Annotated in this window: 19 protein-coding genes, 1 tRNA gene and 1 pseudogene; 17 read left to right on the top strand and 4 right to left on the bottom strand. The window is 70.2% G+C overall.

Going from position 1 to position 18,299, the window contains the following annotated elements:
- The first annotated feature begins 39 nt into the window (after positions 1 to 39).
- The 16 genes from LY625_RS00625 (at position 40) to queC (ending at position 13,843) form a co-directional block, all read left to right on the top strand.
- Positions 40 to 573 (top strand): DUF3016 domain-containing protein, encoded by a 534-nt coding sequence (locus tag LY625_RS00625; RefSeq protein WP_233737071.1) that lies wholly within the window; start codon positions 40 to 42, stop codon positions 571 to 573.
- Positions 574 to 576: 3 nt separating this feature from the next.
- On the top strand, positions 577 to 1,224 hold the full coding sequence (locus LY625_RS00620; RefSeq protein WP_343223439.1) for an alpha/beta hydrolase: 648 nt from the start codon (positions 577 to 579) through the stop codon (positions 1,222 to 1,224).
- Positions 1,225 to 1,266: 42 nt separating this feature from the next.
- Positions 1,267 to 2,007: a YebC/PmpR family DNA-binding transcriptional regulator gene (locus LY625_RS00615; RefSeq protein WP_233737070.1), complete on the top strand. Its 741-nt coding sequence runs from the start codon at positions 1,267 to 1,269 to the stop codon at positions 2,005 to 2,007.
- Between the two features lie 53 nt (positions 2,008 to 2,060).
- Positions 2,061 to 2,582 (top strand): crossover junction endodeoxyribonuclease RuvC, encoded by a 522-nt coding sequence (gene ruvC / locus LY625_RS00610; protein WP_233737069.1) that lies wholly within the window; start codon positions 2,061 to 2,063, stop codon positions 2,580 to 2,582.
- Positions 2,583 to 2,607: 25 nt separating this feature from the next.
- Positions 2,608 to 3,198, top strand: coding sequence for a Holliday junction branch migration protein RuvA (gene ruvA / locus LY625_RS00605; protein WP_233737543.1), 591 nt, complete (start codon positions 2,608 to 2,610; stop codon positions 3,196 to 3,198).
- 34 nt (positions 3,199 to 3,232) lie between these two features.
- A complete protein-coding gene (locus tag LY625_RS00600; RefSeq protein WP_233737068.1) occupies positions 3,233 to 5,152 on the top strand; it encodes a potassium transporter Kup in 1,920 nt (639 codons plus the stop codon).
- A gap of 460 nt (positions 5,153 to 5,612) precedes the next feature.
- Complete coding sequence (gene ruvB, locus LY625_RS00595) at positions 5,613 to 6,653, top strand: Holliday junction branch migration DNA helicase RuvB (RefSeq protein WP_233737067.1); 1,041 nt, start codon at positions 5,613 to 5,615, stop codon at positions 6,651 to 6,653.
- Between the two features lie 106 nt (positions 6,654 to 6,759).
- Positions 6,760 to 7,161 (top strand): tol-pal system-associated acyl-CoA thioesterase, encoded by a 402-nt coding sequence (ybgC, locus tag LY625_RS00590; protein WP_233737066.1) that lies wholly within the window; start codon positions 6,760 to 6,762, stop codon positions 7,159 to 7,161.
- A 150-nt stretch (positions 7,162 to 7,311) separates the two neighbouring features.
- A complete protein-coding gene (gene tolQ, locus LY625_RS00585) occupies positions 7,312 to 8,091 on the top strand; it encodes a protein TolQ (protein WP_233737065.1) in 780 nt (259 codons plus the stop codon).
- 4 nt (positions 8,092 to 8,095) lie between these two features.
- Positions 8,096 to 8,539, top strand: coding sequence for a protein TolR (gene tolR, locus LY625_RS00580; RefSeq protein WP_233737064.1), 444 nt, complete (start codon positions 8,096 to 8,098; stop codon positions 8,537 to 8,539).
- Entirely contained in the window at positions 8,536 to 9,489 is a 954-nt protein-coding gene (tolA, locus tag LY625_RS00575) for a cell envelope integrity protein TolA (RefSeq protein WP_233737063.1), read from the top strand. Before tolR ends, tolA begins: the two co-directional genes overlap by 4 nt.
- 89 nt (positions 9,490 to 9,578) lie before the next feature.
- Positions 9,579 to 10,895, top strand: coding sequence for a Tol-Pal system beta propeller repeat protein TolB (tolB, locus tag LY625_RS00570; protein ID WP_233737062.1), 1,317 nt, complete (start codon positions 9,579 to 9,581; stop codon positions 10,893 to 10,895).
- Between the two features lie 69 nt (positions 10,896 to 10,964).
- On the top strand, positions 10,965 to 11,477 hold the full coding sequence (pal, locus tag LY625_RS00565; RefSeq protein WP_233737061.1) for a peptidoglycan-associated lipoprotein Pal: 513 nt from the start codon (positions 10,965 to 10,967) through the stop codon (positions 11,475 to 11,477).
- A gap of 15 nt (positions 11,478 to 11,492) precedes the next feature.
- Positions 11,493 to 12,347, top strand: coding sequence for a tol-pal system protein YbgF (gene ybgF / locus LY625_RS00560; protein ID WP_233737060.1), 855 nt, complete (start codon positions 11,493 to 11,495; stop codon positions 12,345 to 12,347).
- A 98-nt stretch (positions 12,348 to 12,445) separates the two neighbouring features.
- On the top strand, positions 12,446 to 13,123 hold the full coding sequence (gene queE, locus LY625_RS00555) for a 7-carboxy-7-deazaguanine synthase QueE (RefSeq protein ID WP_233737059.1): 678 nt from the start codon (positions 12,446 to 12,448) through the stop codon (positions 13,121 to 13,123).
- 39 nt (positions 13,124 to 13,162) lie between these two features.
- On the top strand, positions 13,163 to 13,843 hold the full coding sequence (gene queC, locus LY625_RS00550) for a 7-cyano-7-deazaguanine synthase QueC (protein WP_233737058.1): 681 nt from the start codon (positions 13,163 to 13,165) through the stop codon (positions 13,841 to 13,843).
- A 5-nt stretch (positions 13,844 to 13,848) separates the two neighbouring features.
- Here queC and LY625_RS00545 read toward each other — a convergent pair whose 3' ends face one another.
- Both LY625_RS00545 and LY625_RS00540 read right to left on the bottom strand, forming a co-directional pair.
- Entirely contained in the window at positions 13,849 to 14,748 is a 900-nt protein-coding gene (locus LY625_RS00545) for an SDR family NAD(P)-dependent oxidoreductase (protein ID WP_233737057.1), read from the bottom strand.
- A gap of 86 nt (positions 14,749 to 14,834) precedes the next feature.
- Positions 14,835 to 15,614, bottom strand: coding sequence for a cytochrome c oxidase assembly protein (locus tag LY625_RS00540; RefSeq protein ID WP_255703217.1), 780 nt, complete (start codon positions 15,612 to 15,614; stop codon positions 14,835 to 14,837).
- Positions 15,615 to 15,728: 114 nt separating this feature from the next.
- Between LY625_RS00540 and LY625_RS00535 the strand changes: the two genes are divergently transcribed.
- A tRNA-Lys gene (locus LY625_RS00535) sits at positions 15,729 to 15,804 on the top strand.
- An 18-nt stretch (positions 15,805 to 15,822) separates the two neighbouring features.
- On the opposite strand, the gene recQ is transcribed toward LY625_RS00535, so the two are convergent.
- Together recQ and LY625_RS00525 are read right to left on the bottom strand one after the other, a co-directional pair.
- Positions 15,823 to 17,652: a DNA helicase RecQ gene (recQ, locus tag LY625_RS00530; RefSeq protein ID WP_233737055.1), complete on the bottom strand. Its 1,830-nt coding sequence runs from the start codon at positions 17,650 to 17,652 to the stop codon at positions 15,823 to 15,825.
- Between the two features lie 71 nt (positions 17,653 to 17,723).
- Positions 17,724 to 18,203, bottom strand: a pseudogene (locus tag LY625_RS00525) (Dps family protein); the annotation flags it as partial.
- Between the last annotated feature and the right edge of the window lie 96 nt (positions 18,204 to 18,299).

Genomic DNA, 18,299 nt, shown 5'->3' with positions numbered 1-18,299 from the left:
GGCGCACAATGGCCACGTTCAATCCGAAGGGGTGATGCCATGAGACTGCACCTGCTTGCCGCCGCCGCGGCTGTCGCGCTCGCGGCGTGCGCGACCACGCCGGTGGCTTCCAGCGGGCCTGGCCAGCTGCAGGCCGGGGGCCCGGTTTCGGTGTCCTGGAGCGATCCGGCCGGGTTCAGTGAGATCACCCGCGGCCGGGACCGCATCGACACGCTGCGTGGTACCTGGGTCAGGGACCTGGCCGCGCACCTGCGCGACAGCGCCGCCGGGCGGCTCGGGCCGGGCGAGCAGCTGGAGGTCGAACTGCTGGACGTGGACCGGGCCGGTGACTACGAGCCATGGAGGGGGCCGAATGCCGATGACATCCGCATCCTGCGCGACATCTACCCGCCCCGGATCACGCTGCGTTTCCGGCACCTGGGTGCGCAGGGCCAGGTGTTGGCGGAGGGCGAGCGGCGGTTGTCGGACAGCGGTTTCATGTCACGCACGCCGGCATTCCGCAACAACGATCCGCTGCGTTACGAGAAGCAACTGCTGGACGACTGGCTGGGGCGTGAACTGGGTCGGCGCTAAGCAGTGACCGGGGCAGGCGGCGGGGTGCGCCGGGTCGTGTTGATCCATGGCCTGTGGATGCCGCGCGCCTCGATGCGCTGGATGGCCGGGCAGCTGCGGCGCGCGGGTTTCCAGCCGCAGCTGTTCGGCTATGGCGCGGTCACCGAAGGCCTGCGTGGCGCCCTGCCGGCGCTGCGCGGGCGCCTGGCAGAACCCTGCCATGTCCTCGCCCACAGCCTGGGCGGGGTGATGGCGGTCCGGGCCCTGCAGCGTTACCCCGGCCTGCCGGTCCGGCGCGTGGTCTGCCTGGGCTCGCCACTGTGCGGCAGTGCCGCGGCCGAGGGGTTGTCGGCGCGTCCGCTGGGGCGCCGGCTGCTCGGCCGCAGTGCGCGCCTGCTGCACCGCGGTTGCCAGCCCTGGACCGGCGCGGCGGAAATGGGCGTGCTTGCTGGTGACAGCCCGCTGGGGTTCGGCCAGGCGCTCGGACGCTTCAACGGTCCCAGCGACGGCACCGTGGCGGTGGCCGAGACCCGCCTGGACGGGCTGGCCGACCACCTCGTGCTGCCGCTCAGCCACAGTGGAATGCTGTTCTCGCGCCGGGCGGCCGGGCAGGCCGTCGAGTTCCTGCGCCACGGCCGCTTCCGCCACGACGCAGCGGGCGGCGGCCTATAATCGGCGGTCCCGTCGCAGGGCGACTTTGCAACACGAGCAGCAATGGCAGGCCATTCCAAGTGGGCCAACATCCAGCACCGCAAGGGCGCGCAGGACGCCAAGCGGGGCAAGGTCTTCACCAAGCTCATCCGTGAGATCTCGGTCGCCGCGCGCGCCGGCGGCGGCGACCCGGGCAACAACCCGCGCCTGCGCACCGCGATGGACAAGGCGCTGGCCGCCAACATGACCAAGGACGTCATCGAGCGCGCGGTCAAGAAGGCCACCGGCGAGCTGGAGGGCGTGAGCTACGAGGAGATCCGCTACGAGGGCTACGCCCCCGGCGGGGTCGCGGTGATCGTCGACTGCCTGACCGACAACAAGGTCCGCACCGTGGCCGACGTGCGCCACGCCTTCGGCAAGTTCGGCGGCAACCTGGGCACCGACGGCTCGGTCGCCTTCATGTTCAACAAGCTGGGCGTGCTCAGCTTCGCCCCCGGCGCGGACGAGGACGCGGTCACCGAGGCGGCGATCGAAGCCGGCGCCGACGACGTGGTGGGCTACCCCGAGGATGGTTCGATCGACGTGCTGACCTCGCCGGAGGGCTTCGAGGCGGTGCGCGACGCGATGGCCGCCGCCGGCCAGCAGCCGGCCGAGGCCGGGATCACCTGGCGCGCCGACAACGACGTGGCGGTGGAAGGCGAGACCGCGCAGCAGGTGGCGAAGCTGCTGGACTGGCTCGAGGACCTGGACGACGTCCAGAACGTGTATTCGAACGCCCAGCTGGGCGAGGACGCCTACGCCTGAGTCGCTGCGCCCCACTCGCGGGGCGCTCGGCAGGCGGGGCAGGGGAAGCGCTCTTGAGGATCCTGGGGATCGACCCCGGTTCACAGTGCACCGGCATCGGGGTGATCGACGTCGCCGCCGACGGCCGCTGCCGCTACGTGCATTGCGAGGGACTGAAGCTGCTCGGCGCCGAGGACTTTCCGTCCCGGCTGGGCCTGCTGTGCGAAGGGCTGGAGCGGGTGATGGACGAGTGGCAGCCGCAACACGTGGCGATCGAGACGGTGTTCATGGACAAGTCCGCGACCTCCGCGCTCAAGCTCGGCCACGCCCGCGGCGCCGCGCTGGCGACCGTGGTGCGGCGCCGGCTCAAGGTCAGCGAATACGCCCCGCGGGTGATCAAGCAGTCGCTGGTCGGGCGCGGCGCGGCCGACAAGTCGCAGGTCCAGCACATGGTCCGGCTGCTGCTCAACCTGGCCGACGGCACCCGCCTGCAGGCCGACGCCGCCGACGCCCTGGCGGTGGCGCTGACCCACGCGCACATGAGCGCCACCGCCCAGCGCACCGGTGTCGGCGTGGCGCTGCTGCGCCGGCGATGACGGGAAAGAAGAAGGGAGTTGCATGATGATCGGTCGCCTGAAAGGCATCCTGGTACACAAGCAGCCGCCCTGGCTGCTGGTCGATGTCGCCGGAGTGGGCTACGAGCTGGAGGCGCCGATGAGCACCTTCTACGACCTGCCCGAGGTCGGCCGCGAGGTGGTGCTGTCGACCCACTATGCGCAGAAGGAAGACAGCGTTTCGCTGTACGGCTTCCTTACCGAGTCCGAGCGGCGGATGTTCCGTGATGTGCAGCGGGTATCCGGCATCGGGGCGAAGATCGCCCTGGCGATCCTGTCCGGGGCCAGCGTGGACGAGTTCGCCCGGCTGGTGCAGGCCGGCGACACCGCGGCGCTGACCCGGATCCCGGGCATCGGCAAGAAGACCGCCGAGCGCATCGTGGTCGAGCTGCGCGACCGGGCTGCCGACCTGCTGGGCGCCGGTGCCGCCGCCGGCCCGTCCGGAGCGCCGGCCGACCCGCAGTCCGAGGCGGTGATCGCCCTGCAGCAACTGGGCTACAAGCCCGCCGAGGCGGTGAAGATGGCGCGCGCCGCCACCGCCCCCGGCGACGAGGCTGCCGTCATCATCCGCAAGGCGCTACAGTCCGCGCTTCGTTGACCCGGCCGCGGCCCTGGCGGCCGTGCAGGAAACCATGCCCTTACCCCGTTTCGCCCGCGCCCGCGGGGCTGCAGCGCCTTCCCCGGCCAGGACCGGGCTGGCCGGACTGGTGCTGGCCGCGGTCGGCGTCGTCTTCGGCGACATCGGCACCAGCCCGCTGTACACACTCAAGGAAGCCTTCAGTCCGCACTACGGCCTGGTGGCCGACCACGACACCGTGCTGGGCATCCTTTCGCTGGTGTTCTGGGCGCTGAACCTGGTGGTGACGGTCAAGTACGTCACCATCATCACCCGCGCCGACAACGCCGGCGAGGGCGGGATCATGGCGCTGATGGCGCTGGCCCAGCGCACCCTGGCCGGGCACGCGCGCTCGAGCTACCTGGTCGGCCTCCTCGGCGTGTTCGGCGCGGCGCTGTTCTTCGGCGACGGGGTGATCACCCCGGCGATCTCGGTGCTGTCGGCGCTGGAGGGCCTGGAGGTGGTCGCGCCGGAGTTCGGCCGCTGGGTGGTGCCGATCACGGTGCTGGTGCTGGTCGCGCTGTTTTCCGTCCAGCGCTTCGGCACCGAAAAGGTCGGCAAGGTGTTCGGACCGGTCACCGGCCTGTGGTTCCTGGTGCTGGCGGTGTTGGGTGTGGCCAACATCTTCCATGAGCCGGAGGTGCTGCAGGCGATCAACCCGGTCTGGGCGATGCGCTTCTTCGTCGACCACAGCGTCGGCGGGATCTTCATCCTGGGCGCAGTGGTGCTGGCGGTCACCGGCGGCGAGGCGATCTACACCGACATGGGTCATTTCGGCGCCCGGCCGGTGCGCATCGCCTGGTACTGCTTCGTGCTGCCGGCGCTGATGCTCAACTATCTGGGCCAGGGTGCACTGGTGCTCGAGGACCCGGACGCGATCCGCAACCCGTTCTACGTCGGGGTTCCCGAATGGGGCCGGATCCCGATGGTCATCCTGGCCACCGCGGCCACCGTGATCGCCTCCCAGGCGGTGATCACCGGCGCCTTCTCGGTCACCCGGCAGGCGATGCAGCTGGGCTATATCCCGCGCATGAACACCCGCCACACCTCCCGCGACACCATCGGGCAGATCTACATCCCCGCGGTCAACTGGTCGATGGCGGTGGTCGTGGTGCTGCTGGTGCTGGCCTTCGGCAGCTCCTCGGCGCTGGCGACCGCCTACGGCGTGTCGGTGTCGGGGACGATGCTGATCGACACCCTGCTGCTGGCCCTGGTGGCGCGCGCGCTGTGGCCGCGCTGGCGCTGGTGGGTGCTGCCGCTGTGCGTGGTGTTCCTGGCCGGTGACATCGCCTTCGTGGTCGCCAATGCGGCCAAGATCCCGGCCGGCGGCTGGTTCCCGCTGGCCCTGGGCATCGTGCTGTTCACCCTGTTGCGGACCTGGCGCCGCGGCCGCGGGCTGCTGCGCGAGGCGATCCAGAAGGAAGGCATCCAGCTGGACACCTTCCTGCCCGGCCTGATGCTGTCCCCACCGGTCCGGGTCCCGGGCACCGCGATCTTCCTGACCGCCGACAAGGGCGTGGTCCCGCATGCCCTGCTGCACAACCTCAAGCACAACAAGGTGCTGCACGAACGCAACCTGTTCCTGACCGTCGAGACCCTGACGCTCCCCTACGCCCCGCCCGAGCGCCGGCTGCGGATCGACGCGGTCGGCGACGGCTTCCACCGGGTGATCGTGCGCTTCGGCTTCATGGAGGTGCCCGACGTGCCGCTGGCGCTGATGCGCTCCTGCGACGAGGAGGGCGGCATGGTGATCGACCCGATGGAGACCACCTGGTTCGCCAGCCGCGAGACGGTGGTGGCGATGGGCAATCGCGGCATGCCGGTGTGGCGCGACCGGCTGTTCGCCTTCATGCACCGCAACGCGGCACCGGCCAGCGGGTTCTTCCACATTCCGGGCAACCGGATGGTGGAGTTGGGGGCGCAGGTGGAGATCTGACTCCTTTCCGGGGCACGCGGCGGATACAGCGTGGGCTCCGGGGGGAGCGGCGCCTTGGTTTTGCGGCGTGATCGGGGGTGCAGGCGACACCGCAAGAAGATCCACCTGCGGGAGGGTGGGCTTTGGTCAAAAGCGGGGGGTGTTTCGTCTCTGTGTTCGCGGGCGTCTTTGGGTACGCCACGCTGTTTCGACAACGAAGTCCGGCTCTGGAGTCGGCGATCAGCGCTGTTATCCGTGAGTTTGCGACCGGGCGCGGGTGCAGTTCTTCGGATATCCAACCCCACCTTGTGCCGCGCCAACCAAACCGCCTGGGCGGCGTGCGGGCAGGGTGTTGCCGGAGCAGGTCATGGATGGCCTGCGCTCGGTGAGTCTGGCCATGGATGGCCAGACCGAACCGACCGGCAAGCACCCTGCACGCGCGACGCTCCTTCCGGAGCCCCCCGCATGCGACGATAGCCGGATGGAAGAAGAGCGCCTGATTGCCGCCGATGCCACCCGCGAGGACGACGCCGTCGAGGCCTCGATCCGGCCGAAAAGCCTGGACGAATACCTCGGCCAGCAACCGGTCCGCGAGCAGCTGAAGATCTACATCGAAGCGGCCAAAGGGCGCGGCGAGGCGCTCGACCACGTGCTGATCTTCGGCCCGCCGGGGCTGGGCAAGACCACCCTGAGCCACGTGATCGCCAACGAACTGGGAGTCAACCTGCGGGTGACCTCGGGGCCGGTGATCGAGAAGGCTGGTGACCTGGCCGCGCTGCTGACCAACCTGCAGCCCAACGACGTGCTGTTCGTCGACGAGATCCACCGGCTTTCGCCGGTGGTCGAGGAGGTCCTGTATCCGGCGATGGAGGACTACCAGATCGACATCATGATCGGCGAGGGACCGGCCGCGCGCTCGATCAAGCTCGATCTGCCGCCGTTCACCCTGATCGGGGCGACCACCCGGGCCGGGCTGCTGACCGCGCCGCTGCGCGACCGCTTTGGCATCGTCCAGCGGCTGGAGTTCTACAGCGCCGAGGAACTGACGAAGATCGTCCGCCGCTCGGCGCGGATCCTCGGCATCGACTGCGAGCCGGCCGGCGCCGCCGAGATCGCCCGGCGTGCCCGCGGCACCCCGCGCATCGCCAACCGGCTGCTGCGCCGGGTCCGGGACTTCGCCCAGGTGCGCGCCGGCGGGCACATCGACACCGCAACGGCCGCCGCGGCACTGTCCATGCTGAAGATCGACCCGGAGGGCTTCGACGAGCTTGACCGGCGGCTGGTCGGCACCATCATCGAGGCGTTCGACGGCGGTCCGGTCGGCGTGGAATCGCTGGCCGCGGCGCTGAGCGAGGAGCGCGGCACGCTCGAGGACGTGATCGAGCCCTACCTGATCCAGCAGGGCTTCCTGGTGCGTACCGCGCGCGGCCGCATGGCCACCCAGAAGGCCTATCGCCACCTCGGCCTGGAACCAAGGCAAACGAACCGTGAACAGGGCCCTTCCACTCCTCCCCTTTTCTGATACCACTTCCGCTAGCGTCCAACGCTGGCCGTTGCCGTTGCCGTTGCCGTTGCCGTTGCCGTTGCCCTTACTCGTTCCTCATTCCTCTCAACTCGTTCCTCGCTCCATGCATCCAATCCGCGTCTACTGGGAAGACACCGATGCCGGTGGCGTGGTCTACCACGCCCAGTACCTGGCCTTCATGGAGCGCGCGCGCAGCGAATGGATGCGCGGGCAGGGCTTTGGCCAGGAACTTCTGCGCAGCGAACACGGTCTGCAGTTCGTGGTGCGGGCGATGGAGATCGATTTCCGTCGCCCGGCCCGGCTGGACGACCTGCTCGCGGTGGACTGCATGCTGGTGGAGTGCCGGCGGGCCAGTGCGGTGTTCGCCCAGCGGGTCAGCCGCGGCGAGGAGGTGCTGGTCGATGCCCGCGTGCGGGTGGCCTCGGTGGACGTGGAGGGCTTCCGGCCCTGCGCGATCACCCCGCCGCTGCTGGAGGCGCTGCGGGCCCGGCTGGAGGCCGTTTGAGCACCCCGGCCATGGCGACGTGCCCCGCTACAACCCGAATGGACAACAAGTGCCCGGAGACGGGCGGAGAAACTGCATGACATCCAGGCTGACCGACTTCCTTCCGTTCCCGTGCGCCGGCCATGGCGCGGCCACCATGGGAGCAGCCCGATGATCGCGGCGACCCTGGCCATGCAGGCCGCGCAGGTCGAGCCGCTGCCCGAGGCGGTCGACGCCGCCACCAGCAACCTGCCCGCCGCGCCCACCGGGCCGGTGCAGCTCGATGGCGGATTCAATTACCTGGACCTGGTGCTGCACGCCAGCATTCCGGTGCAGCTGGTGATGCTGTTGCTGATCGCCGCCTCGATCGCGTCCTGGGTGATCATCTTCCGCAAGAAGAAGGTCCTGGACCGTGCCGATCGCGAGGCGGAAAGCTTCGAGGAACGCTTCTGGTCGGGCACCGAGCTGACCCGGCTGTACGCCGGTGCCTCCGAGCGCAACCGCGAGGTGGGCGGCATGGAGGCGATCTTCGAATCGGGCTTCCGCGAGTACTCCCGGCAGCGCCGGGTGGTCGACAGCCGGATGCAGCTGGAGGCGGCGCAGCGCGGCATGCGCGTGGCGACCGCGCGCGAGCTCGACGGGCTGGAGCGCAACCTGGAGTTCCTCGCCAACGTCGGCTCGATCGCGCCCTACGTCGGCCTGTTCGGCACCGTGTGGGGGATCATGATTTCCTTCCACAGCCTGGCCAACATGCAGGAGGCGACCATCGCCACGGTCGCCCCGGGCATCTCCGAGGCGCTGATCGCCACCGCGATGGGCCTGTTCGCCGCGATCCCGGCGGTGTGGGCGTACAACCGCTTCGCCACCAAGGTCGAGCGGATCGCGGTGCGCTACGACGCGTTCTCCGAGGAGTTCGCCTCGATCCTCGAGCGCCAGTCCGGGCAGGAGTAAGGCCATGGGCCCGCACAACCGCAGGCTGCGAAAGCGCCGGCTCAAGGCCGAGATCAACGTCGTCCCCTACATCGACGTGATGCTGGTGCTGCTGATCATCTTCATGGTCACCGCGCCGTTGATGAACCTGGGCGTGGATGTCGAGCTTCCGCGTGCCGACGCCAAGTCGATAACCAGCGGCGACAAGGACCCGGTGGTGGTGAGCGTGGATGCCGCCGGCAACTACTTCCTGACCCTGGAAGGCGCGCCGCAGGAGGCGCTGAGCCCGGAGCAGCTGGAGGCGCGGGTGGCTGCGTTCGTGCGCAACAACCCGGGTGTCCCGGTCTACGTGGCCGGTGACCGCAACGCCAGCTACGAGGTGGTGCTGCAGGCCATGGCGCTGCTCAAGAACGCCGACGTGCCACGGGTCAGTCTGATGAGCTCGCCCGCGGAGGCCGGGCCGAAGTGAGGGAGACCCGAGCCGACACCGTCCAGGCCGTGGTGCTGGCGGTCGTCCTGCACCTGGTGCTGTTCGGCCTGATGTTCATCGGCCTGTGGTGGACCCGTGCGCCGGAGACGGTCTCGGCCGCCGGCTCGCCGGTGGAGGCCAAGCTGGTCGATGCCAACGCGCTGTCCGCGGCGATGCGCCAGACCCTGAGCGAGCGCCCGGACCCGGTGCCGCTGCCGGAACCCGAACCGGAACCGGAACCGGAGCCGGTCGCCCCGCTTCCGCAACCCGAACCCGAGCCGCGCCCGCAGGATGCCCCGGCGCCGCCGCAGCAGGCCCCGCAGGAATCGATCCCCGAGCCCGATCCCGTCGAGCAGGACGAGGTGGTCGCCGAGCCCACGCCGACCCCGGCGGAGGAAAACGCACGGCTGCAGGAGGAGAAGCGTCGCCAGGAGCAGATCGACCTCACCGAGCGCAAGCGCCAGGAAGAGGCCGAGCAGAAGCGCCGCCGTGCCGAACAGCAGGCCGAGCGCGAGCGCAAGCTGGCGGAGATCCGCAGCGAGCGCGAGAAGGCCGAACGCGAACGCAAGCTGCTCGAGCAGAAGGCCCGCCAGCTGGCCGAGGCGCGCGAGGCCGCGGACACCGCGACCGGCAGCGCCAGTCCGCCGCCGGGCAACCAGGGCGACGACACCGGCCTGCGCGCACGCTATGCCGCCGCGCTCACCGAGGCGATCCGCGCCAAGTGGACCCGGCCGGAGACCGTGCCCATCGGCGCGCGCTGCACCTTGGTGATCCGCCAGCTGCCGGGGGGCGAGGTGATGAGCGTGGACGTCGGCAATCCCTGCAGCTACGACGAACAGGGCCGCCGCTCGATCGAGGCCGCCGTGCTCAAGGCGCAGCCTTTGCCCTACAGCGGCTTCGAGAAGGTCTTCGCGCGCGAGCTGCGGCTCAACTTCGTCGCCCAGGATTGACCCACCGTGTTGCCAGACTCCCGTTCAGCTTTGAGAATGCGTTCACGCGCATGCTGTTACACGTTCAGCCCTGTTGTCAGGACCCGCCGATGAAACGACACGCTCCCTGGCTTGCCGCGCTGCTTGCCTTTTTCCTGCCGTTCGCCGCCGTCGCCCAGCAGGCGCTGGAACTCGACATCGTCGGCGGCCATGCCTCCGCCCTGCCGATCGCCGTCGTGCCGATGCCCTACCAGGGCCGTGGCACGGCGCCGGACACCGACGTCGGCGCGGTGATCGCGGCCGACCTCAACCGATCCGGGCAGTTCCGTGCGCTGCCCGAGCGCGACCTGGTCGAACGCCCCACCCGCGGCGGCGAGGTCAACTATCCGACCTGGCGCGCGCTCAACCAGGACTACCTGGTGGTCGGACGGGTGCTGGATGCCGGCTCGGGCAGCTACCGGGTCGAGTACGAGTTGTTCGACGTGGCGACCCAGAACCGGCTGATAGGCCTGGCGATGACCGCGCGTGCCGGGGCGATGCGTGATGTCGCCCACCAGATCGCCGATGCGATCTACGAGGAGATCCTCGGCGTGCCGGGCGCGTTCTTCACCCGCATCGCCTACGTGACCGCCACCGGGGTCGGCCGCGATGCCCAGTACGCACTGGTGGTCGCCGATTCCGACGGGCACAACCCGCAGACCGTGGTCCGCTCCCCGGAGCCGCTGCTGTCCCCGTCGTGGAGCCCCGACGGCAACCGGCTGGCCTACGTCAGCTTCGAGGGGGGCAACTCGGAAATCTGGATCCAGAACATCTCCACCGGCAGCCGCGAGGTGGTCTCGCGCTTCCGCGGCATCAACGGCGCACCCGAGTTCTCGCCCGACGGCAACCGGCTGGCGCTGACGCTGTCGCGCAGCGGCAACCCGGAGGTCTACGTGATGGACCTGGCCAGCCGCTCGCTGACCCAGTTGACCAACCATTTCGGCATCGATACCGAGCCGACCTGGAGCGCGGACGGCGGCACGATCTACTTCACCTCCGACCGGGGCGGCCAGCCGCAGATCTACCAGGTGCCGGCCAGCGGCGGCAGCGCCAGCCGGGTCACTTTCCAGGGCAGCTACAACGCCAGCGCGACGGTTTCCAGGTACGGGAACAAGCTGGCGACGGCGCAGGGCGGTGGCAACGTGTTCCGGGTGGCGATGATGGATTCGAGCCTCGGCAGCCCACGCTGGAGCACGCTCTCGCCGGGCTCGCTCGACGAGTCGCCGAGCTTCGCGCCAAACGGCGCGATGATCATCTATGCTGCGCGAGAGGGTACCCGCGGGGTGCTCTATGCAGTGTCCGCGGACGGCCGGGTGCGACAGCGCCTGGTGCTGGCCGACGGTGATGTCCGGGAACCGGCCTGGGGGCCGTTCCGTACGCCGCGTTGATGCCGTCCTGATCAGACGGAATTCATGGAAGTGGTCCACCTGCTGCAACCCAAGACGAGGAAAAAGACGATGAACAGCACCACCCGCATTCTGCTTGCCGCCCTGATGTGCACCGCGGCCGTTGCCTGCTCGAAGAAGGTCAAGGAGGCCCCGCCGGCCGAGACCCCGCCCGCCACCCAGACCCCGACCACCCCGGCACCGACCACCGGCGTGTACGGCCCCGAGGATCTGGACACCGACGCCTGCCTGCGCCAGCGCGTCATCTACTTCGACTTCGACCAGGAGTCGCTGCGTCCGGAGTTCCAGGCGATCGTCGGCTGCCACGCCAAGTACCTGCGTGACCGTCCGTCCTCGCGCATGACCCTGGAAGGCCACGCCGACGAGCGCGGCAGCCGCGAGTACAACCTGGGCCTGGGCGAGCGCCGTGGCAACAGCGTGTCCTCGGCGATCCAGGCCAACGGTGGTTCGGGCAGCCAGCAGACCGTGGTCAGCTACGGCGAAGAGCGTCCGACCTGCACCGCGTCCGGCGAGGACTGCTGGGCGCAGAACCGCCGCGTCGAGATCACCTACAACGCGCGGTAAGCAATGGCACCGGTGATGCGCAAGTCCTTTCGAGCGATGATCGTGGCACCGGTGGTGGTCGCGGCGGCCCGTGTGGCCGCCGCGCCCGCTTCGGCGCAACGCACGAGCCTGGCCGAGCGGGTCGCCCTGCTCGAGCAGCAGGCCGGCAACAACCAGGCGACCATGGACCTGCTGCGGCAGGTGAACATGCTCAAGGACGAGGTGGTCGCACTGCGGGCACAGGTCGAGGAGCTCACCCACGAGCAGCAGCAGGCCCGCGAGGCGGCCCGGGTGCAGTACCTGGACCTGGACGGCCGGCTCAACCGGCTGGAAGGCGGCGGCGCCCCGGTGGATGCAACGGGTTCCGACGAGGTGCTCGAGCTCGGCGACGTGCCGGGCGACACCGGGTCGGCGGCGCCTGCGGCGCAGGCCCGCAGCACCGCGGGTGCGGCCGAGACGGGCCCCGTCGTGCATGGCGATCCGGGTGCGATGGATGCCCTGGAGGGCGAGCGCGAGTCCTACGACCAGGCCTTCGCGGCACTGCGTGCCGGCCGTTACGACGAGTCCGCGCGCCTGTTCAATTCATTCCTGGGCTACTACCCGGGCGGTGCATGGGCGCCCAACGCCCTGTACTGGCTGGGCGAGAGCTACTACGTCACCCAGAACTACAAGCTCGCGCTGGAGCAGTTCCGCCAGCTGCTGGAGCGTTTCCCGACCCACGACAAGGCGCCCGGCGCGCTGCTGAAGGTCGGCCTGTCGCAGCAGGGCCTGCAGCAGGTCGATGAAGCCGAACGCACGCTGGCCGAGGTGTCCAGCCGCTATCCAGGCACCGACGCGGCGCGGATCGCGGAAGACCGCCTTGGCGCGATCCGGCTTGGCCGGTTGAATTGACCCGGCTTTGAAGGTCCGGCGCGACAGGAGGCGCATTGCGCCCTGGTCGTAATGCGCGGTACATGGTGGCCCGCCGCCGGGGCGGTAGAATTGCCGGCATGAACGTACTCGACCACTCGGCGGCCGCGGCCTCGCCCGAGCGCCTGCGGCTGACCGAGATTTTCCTGTCGCTGCAGGGCGAATCACGCAGCATCGGCTGGCCGACGGTCTTCGTGCGCCTGACCGGCTGCCCGCTGCGCTGCACGTACTGCGATACCGCCTACGCCTTTCACGGCGGTGACTGGTGGGACTACGACGGCATCCTGGCCGAGGTCGCCGGCCACGGGGTGCGCCACGTCTGTGTCACCGGTGGCGAACCGCTGGCGCAGAAGCGTTGCCCGGAGCTGCTGCGCCGCCTGTGCGATGCCGGCTACGAGGTGTCGCTGGAGACCTCGGGTGCGATGGACATCGGGGTGGTCGACACCCGGGTCTCGCGCGTGCTGGACATCAAGACGCCCGGCTCCGGCGAGGTGGGGCGGAACCTGTGGGACAACCTCGGCAAGCTCACCGCGCATGACCAGGTGAAGTTCGTGGTCTGCTCCCGCGAGGATTACGAATGGGCGCGCGGGGTGCTCGCGGAGCACCGCCTGGCCGACACCTGCGAGGTGCTCTTCTCGCCCAGCTTCGGCCAGGTCGATGCCACCGCGTTGGCCGACTGGATCGTCGCCGATCGCCTGCCGGTGCGTTTCCAGGTGCAGCTGCACAAGCTGCTATGGAACGACGAGCCGGGGCGCTGACCGGCCTGCCGCAGCCTGACACGTAACGGGAACAGACAGATGTCCAGCAAGAACGCCGTCGTACTCCTTTCCGGAGGCATGGACTCCGCCGTGGTGCTCGCCATGGCCCGCGAGCAGGGATTCCGGTGCCATGCTCTGAGCGTGCGCTACGGCCAGCGCCATACCTCCGAGCTGGATGCCGCCCGGCGGGTGGCGCAGGCGCTTGGCGCCGCCGGGCACAAGGTGGTGGACGTGGACCTGCGCAGCATCGGCGGCTCGGCGCTGACCGCCGACATCGAGGTGCCGACCGGCGAGGCGGCCGCGGTCGACCCGATCCCGGTCACCTACGTCCCGGCCCGCAACACCATCATGTTGTCGGTCGCGCTGGGCTGGGCGGAAGTGCTGGGGGCGGCGGACATCTTCTGTGGTGTCAACGCGGTGGATTACTCCGGCTATCCCGACTGCCGCCCCGAGTTCATCGAGGCCTTCGAGCGCCTGGCCAACCTCGCCACGAAGGCGGGTGTCGAAGGCGCGGGGATCCGGATCCACGCACCGCTGCAGCACCTGGGCAAGGACGCGATCGTCAGCGAGGGGCTGCGTCTGGGCGTGGACTTCTCGCACACGGTCTCGTGCTACCAGGCCGACGCGGAAGGCCGTGCCTGCGGCGGCTGCGACGCCTGCCGGCTGCGGGCACAGGGTTTCGAGGGCGCAGGCGCGGTGGATACGACCCGCTACGCCTGAGCGGGTCAGCTGCGCCTGACCCGTCGCTCCGCCGCCATCCTCGCCCGGGCCTGTCCCTCCACTCCGGTACCCGCCTGCAGCGGTGAATGCAGGTTCCCGCCGGTCGGGTCGGCGGGCGGGGCGTCCTCCATCTGCAACTGCTGCGAGACCGCGGCCGTCGCGCCCTCGGTCAGCCATGGCATGAACTGCTGGCTGGCCATTGCCGCCTTCGCCGGCAGACCGACCACGATCTCGTCGCGCGGGTTGTCCACCGCATCGACCAGGGCCTCGACGACCTGCCAGGGGTCGGTGATCGGGAACGGCTGCAGGCTGCGTCCGGTGTAGTTGGCGGCGTGCTCGTAGAAGGGGGTGTCGGCGGCCATCGGCAGCACCGCGCAGACCCGGATGCGCTCCGCGCGGTCCAGCGCCAGCTCCTGCCGCAGCGAGGCGCACAGCCCGACGATGCCGTACTTGCTGGCGCAGTAGCTGGCGTAATACGGCGCCGGGGTGCGGCCCAGCATCGAGGCGACGTTGACCAGCGTCCCCGAGCCCATGCGGCGGAAGTGCCGCATCGCCACGTGGCTGCCGTTGAGTGCGCCGCCCAAGTTGGTGCGCAGCACCTGCTGGTGGTCGCGCAGCGGCACGTCCTCGAAGCGCCCCAGTGCGGCGACGCCGGCGTTGTTCACCCAGGCGTCGATCCGCGGGAAGCGGGCCAGCGCGGCGGCGGCGACCTTCTCCACCTCGTCGGGGTTGCCGACATCGGCGTGGACCGCGATGGCGTTGCGGTGCTCCGCGGCCATGTCCTCGACCAGCGCCTTGCGCCGGGCCACCAGCACCAGGTTGTCGCCGCGTTCGGCCAGCCGTTGTGCCAGGCCGCGGCCGAAGCCGCTCGAGGCGCCCGTGATGACGATGGTCCTGGGATGCATGTCGCGCGCTCCACGCAAGCGGGGGATGCACACTGTCACCGCCGTCGCGTGGTCACCGGGTCACGGCCGTGTGGCGTCGCCGCCGCTCATGGCAAACGCGCGGGGCTCCTTCGTTCCAGCAGCCAGAACAGGCTGGCGAGGTAGGGCACGACCGCCGCGGCGCGGAATGCCATGCGCGCCAGGTGATGGTCGGCGGCGGCATCCAGCCCGGCTTCCGGGCTGCGGATGGCGTGCAGTGCGTAGGCCGTGCCATCCGCGAGCGGGAGCAGCATGCCCGCCAGCGCGAGGACGATCGCCACCGCCACCACGGCGACCACCGCGGGCTGGTTGGACCTGGACGGCTCGCGCATCCGGTGCAGCACCGCGGCCCAGAACCAGAACCCGGCCACCAGCAAGCTGATGTGGAGCGTCGTGTGGACCGCCGGATCACGCAACGCGGTGTCCACCGCATCCGGCAGGTGCCAGGCCAGCAGCACGGCGACGTGTGCTGCCGCCGCCACGCCCAGCCCCTCGACCACGATGCCCCATACCCGTCCAGTGCGCCGGTGCAGTCGCGATGACAACCCGGTCGGGACGACATGCGCCAGGGCCGCCCCGGGCCGGCCGGCCAGCACCAGGGCCGGCGCCAGCGAAAGCAGCAGCAGGTGCCGGGTAACGAAGGCCGCGAGCGACCAGTGCTCGAGGCCGGCCAGCGGCCAGGCGAACGCGGCGAGCAGCGCCAGCAGCCCCGCGGCGAAGGCGAACACCTGCAGCGGACTGATCGCCACCCCGATTCCGGCGCGACGCCAGAGCCGGGCTACCCCGAGGCCATAGGCCCCCGCCAGGACGGCAAGGAGCACGGCGGTTGCGAGTGTCTGGCTGGTCATCGGGCAAGGGTACTGCGCGCCGGGCATGCCTGCCGTGGCGGGCGGGGAGCGGCCCGGCGAGGCAACGGGAATGTCGGCCGGACCCGGGTTCGTGGCACAATTGCCGGCTCAAACGGGCCGTTAGCTCAGTCGGTAGAGCATCGGACTTTTAATCCGCTGGTCGATGGTTCGAATCCATCACGGCCCACCAGCCACGGCCTGCGCGCGCTTACGCCGCCTCGCAGTCCAGCAACTGCTGCAGCACGTCCTCGCCGTAGCGCTCGAGCTTCACAGCACCGATTCCCGGTACCTGCCCCAGTGCGTCCAGGTCGTCCGGCGCGGCCTCGGCGATCGCCCGCAGGGTGGCGTCATGGAAGATCACGTAGGCGGGCACGTTCTGCTCGCGGGCGGCTCCGGCGCGCCAGCGGCGCAGCGCCTCGAAGCGCTGGCGCTCCTCCAGCGACAGGTCCTCCAGCGAGGCGTCCACGGACGCGCGCTGGCGGGTGGCGCGCGGGGGGCGCGCGGCGTCCTTGCGGAAGGTCAGTTCGCGCTCGCCGCGCAGGACCGGGCCGGCGGCCTGGGTCAGGCGCAGGGCGCCGTGGCGTTCGTGGTCGGCCTCCAGCAGGCCGAGCGCGACCAGCTGGCGGAACACGCTGCTCCACTGCCGTGCCGTGAGCTCCGCGCCGATGCCCCAGGTGCTCAGGCGCTCGTGGCCGTGCTGGGTTGCCTTGTCGGTCGGAGTGCCGCGCAGCACGTCGATCACGTGTCCGGCGCCGAAGCGCTGGCCGGTCCGGTACACGCAGCTCAGGGCCATGCGCGCGGCCTCGGTGCCGTCCCAGCATTCGGGCGGGCTGAGGCAGTTGTCGCAGTTGCCGCAGGCGCCGGCGTGCTCCTCGCCGAACCAGCCCAGCAGGGCCTGGCGGCGGCAGCCGGTGGACTCGCAGAAGCCGAGCAGGGCGTCGAGCTTGCGCAGCTCCAGCCGTTTGCGCTCGTCGCCGGCCTCGCCCTGGTTGATCAGCATGCGCAGGTTGACCACGTCGCCCAGGCCGTAGCTGAGCCAGGCCACCGCCGGCATCCCGTCGCGGCCGGCGCGGCCGGTCTCCTGGTAGTAGCCTTCGATCGACTTGGGCAGGTCGACATGGGCGACGAAGCGCACGTCCGGCTTGTCGATGCCCATGCCGAAGGCGATCGTCGCCACCACCACCACGCCATCGCCCTGCAGGAAACGGCGCTGGTGCTCGGCGCGGGTCTGCGCGTCCATGCCGGCGTGGTAGGGCAGGGCGTCGATGCCCGCCTGCTGCAGCTGCTCGGCGACCGATTCCACCCGGCGCCGCGAGAACGCGTAGACGATGCCGCTCTGCCCGCGGTGGCGGGCGAGGAAGTCCAGCAGGGCGCGGGTGCCGCCGCCGTCCTTCTGCACCACGGTGTAGCGGATGTTGGGCCGGTCGAAGGAACTGGTGAAGCGCCGCGCGTCCTGCAGCGCCAGCCGCTCGGCGATCTCCTCGCGGGTCGGGGCGTCGGCGGTGGCGGTCAGGGCGATGCGCGGAATGTCCGGCCAGCGCTCGTGCAGGACCGTCAGCTGGCGGTATTCCGGGCGGAAGTCATGGCCCCACTGGGAAACGCAGTGCGCCTCGTCGATGGCGAACAGGGCGACGCCGGGGCCGCCGTGGGCGCGGTCGAGCAGCGACAGGAAGCGGGGCGTCAGCAGCCGTTCGGGCGCGACGTAGAGCAGGTCCAGCGTGCCATCCAGGAAATCGCGCTCCACCGAAGCGGCCCCGGCGGCATCCAGCGTGGAGTTCAGGAAGGCCGCCTTGACGCCGAGCTGGCGCAGGCCCTCGACCTGGTCCTGCATCAGCGCGATCAGCGGCGAGACCACGATCGCGCAGCCCTCGCGCAGCAGGGCGGGGAGCTGGTAGCAAAGCGACTTGCCGCCGCCGGTGGGCATGAGCACCAGCGCGTCGTCGCCCCGGGCCACGCAGTCGACGATGTCCGCCTGCTCGCCACGGAAGCCTTCGTGTCCGAAGGTGGTGCGGAGCAGTTCCAGCGCAGCCTGTTGCATGCCGCATAGGGTACCAGCCGGCCCGGGGGCGGGCCGGCCGGAACTGCCTTCGGCGGGGTGGGAAAAGCCTGTTACTGCAGCAGCGAACGCAGCATCCAGGCGTACTTCTCATGCGTCTGCAGGCGCTGGGTCAGCAGGTCGACCGTCGGGTCGTCCCCGGCGTCGTCGGCCGTGCGCAGCACGCGCCGCGCGGTCCGGCACACCGCTTCGTTGCCCTGCACCAGCTGGGCGACCATTTCCTTCCACTCCGGTGCCCGGTCCAGCCCGGTTTCCTCCTCGATCGAGGTCAGCGCGGTGAACTCCTGATAGGAACCCGGCGCGTTGTAGCCCAGGGCGCGAATGCGTTCGGCGATGTCGTCCAGGGCCTGCCACTGTTCGGTGTACTGGTCCTCGAACATCACGTGCAGGGCGTTGAACATGGGCCCGGTGACGTTCCAGTGGAAGTTGTGGGTCTTCAGGTAGAGCGTGTACGCATCGGCCAGGAAGGCGGACAACCCGGTGGAGATCTCCTTGCGGTCGCCGTCCTCGATCCCGATATCCAGTTGCGGTGCACGCGAGTCGTTCCCTGGCGAGGCGGCCGGACGGGTCCGGGTACCGGCCGATCCGCGGGCGCCCCTTGTGGTCTTCGCGGTCTTGGTGGTGCTGCG

It is taken from the genome of Lysobacter sp. GX 14042 (genome assembly GCF_021390425.1).
In the GTDB taxonomy this organism is placed as follows: domain Bacteria; phylum Pseudomonadota; class Gammaproteobacteria; order Xanthomonadales; family Xanthomonadaceae; genus Novilysobacter.
This window is presented reverse-complemented; position numbering and strand designations above follow the sequence as displayed.

What these genes read in the sequence shown, in the direction of transcription:
- LY625_RS00625 (WP_233737071.1), top strand. Translation starts at nt 40, where the DNA reads ATGAGACTGCACCTGCTTGCCGCCGCCGCGGCTGTCGCGCTCGCGGCG.
- LY625_RS00615 (WP_233737070.1), top strand. Translation starts at nt 1,267, where the DNA reads ATGGCAGGCCATTCCAAGTGGGCCAACATCCAGCACCGCAAGGGCGCG.
- ruvA (WP_233737543.1), top strand. Translation starts at nt 2,608, where the DNA reads ATGATCGGTCGCCTGAAAGGCATCCTGGTACACAAGCAGCCGCCCTGG.
- LY625_RS00600 (WP_233737068.1), top strand. Translation starts at nt 3,233, where the DNA reads ATGCCCTTACCCCGTTTCGCCCGCGCCCGCGGGGCTGCAGCGCCTTCC.
- ruvB (WP_233737067.1), top strand. Translation starts at nt 5,613, where the DNA reads ATGGAAGAAGAGCGCCTGATTGCCGCCGATGCCACCCGCGAGGACGAC.
- ybgC (WP_233737066.1), top strand. Translation starts at nt 6,760, where the DNA reads ATGCATCCAATCCGCGTCTACTGGGAAGACACCGATGCCGGTGGCGTG.
- tolQ (WP_233737065.1), top strand. Translation starts at nt 7,312, where the DNA reads ATGATCGCGGCGACCCTGGCCATGCAGGCCGCGCAGGTCGAGCCGCTG.
- tolR (WP_233737064.1), top strand. Translation starts at nt 8,096, where the DNA reads ATGGGCCCGCACAACCGCAGGCTGCGAAAGCGCCGGCTCAAGGCCGAG.
- tolB (WP_233737062.1), top strand. Translation starts at nt 9,579, where the DNA reads ATGAAACGACACGCTCCCTGGCTTGCCGCGCTGCTTGCCTTTTTCCTG.
- pal (WP_233737061.1), top strand. Translation starts at nt 10,965, where the DNA reads ATGAACAGCACCACCCGCATTCTGCTTGCCGCCCTGATGTGCACCGCG.
- ybgF (WP_233737060.1), top strand. Translation starts at nt 11,493, where the DNA reads ATGCGCAAGTCCTTTCGAGCGATGATCGTGGCACCGGTGGTGGTCGCG.
- queE (WP_233737059.1), top strand. Translation starts at nt 12,446, where the DNA reads ATGAACGTACTCGACCACTCGGCGGCCGCGGCCTCGCCCGAGCGCCTG.
- queC (WP_233737058.1), top strand. Translation starts at nt 13,163, where the DNA reads ATGTCCAGCAAGAACGCCGTCGTACTCCTTTCCGGAGGCATGGACTCC.
- LY625_RS00545 (WP_233737057.1), bottom strand. Translation starts at nt 14,748, where the DNA reads ATGCATCCCAGGACCATCGTCATCACGGGCGCCTCGAGCGGCTTCGGC.
- LY625_RS00540 (WP_255703217.1), bottom strand. Translation starts at nt 15,614, where the DNA reads ATGACCAGCCAGACACTCGCAACCGCCGTGCTCCTTGCCGTCCTGGCG.
- recQ (WP_233737055.1), bottom strand. Translation starts at nt 17,652, where the DNA reads ATGCAACAGGCTGCGCTGGAACTGCTCCGCACCACCTTCGGACACGAA.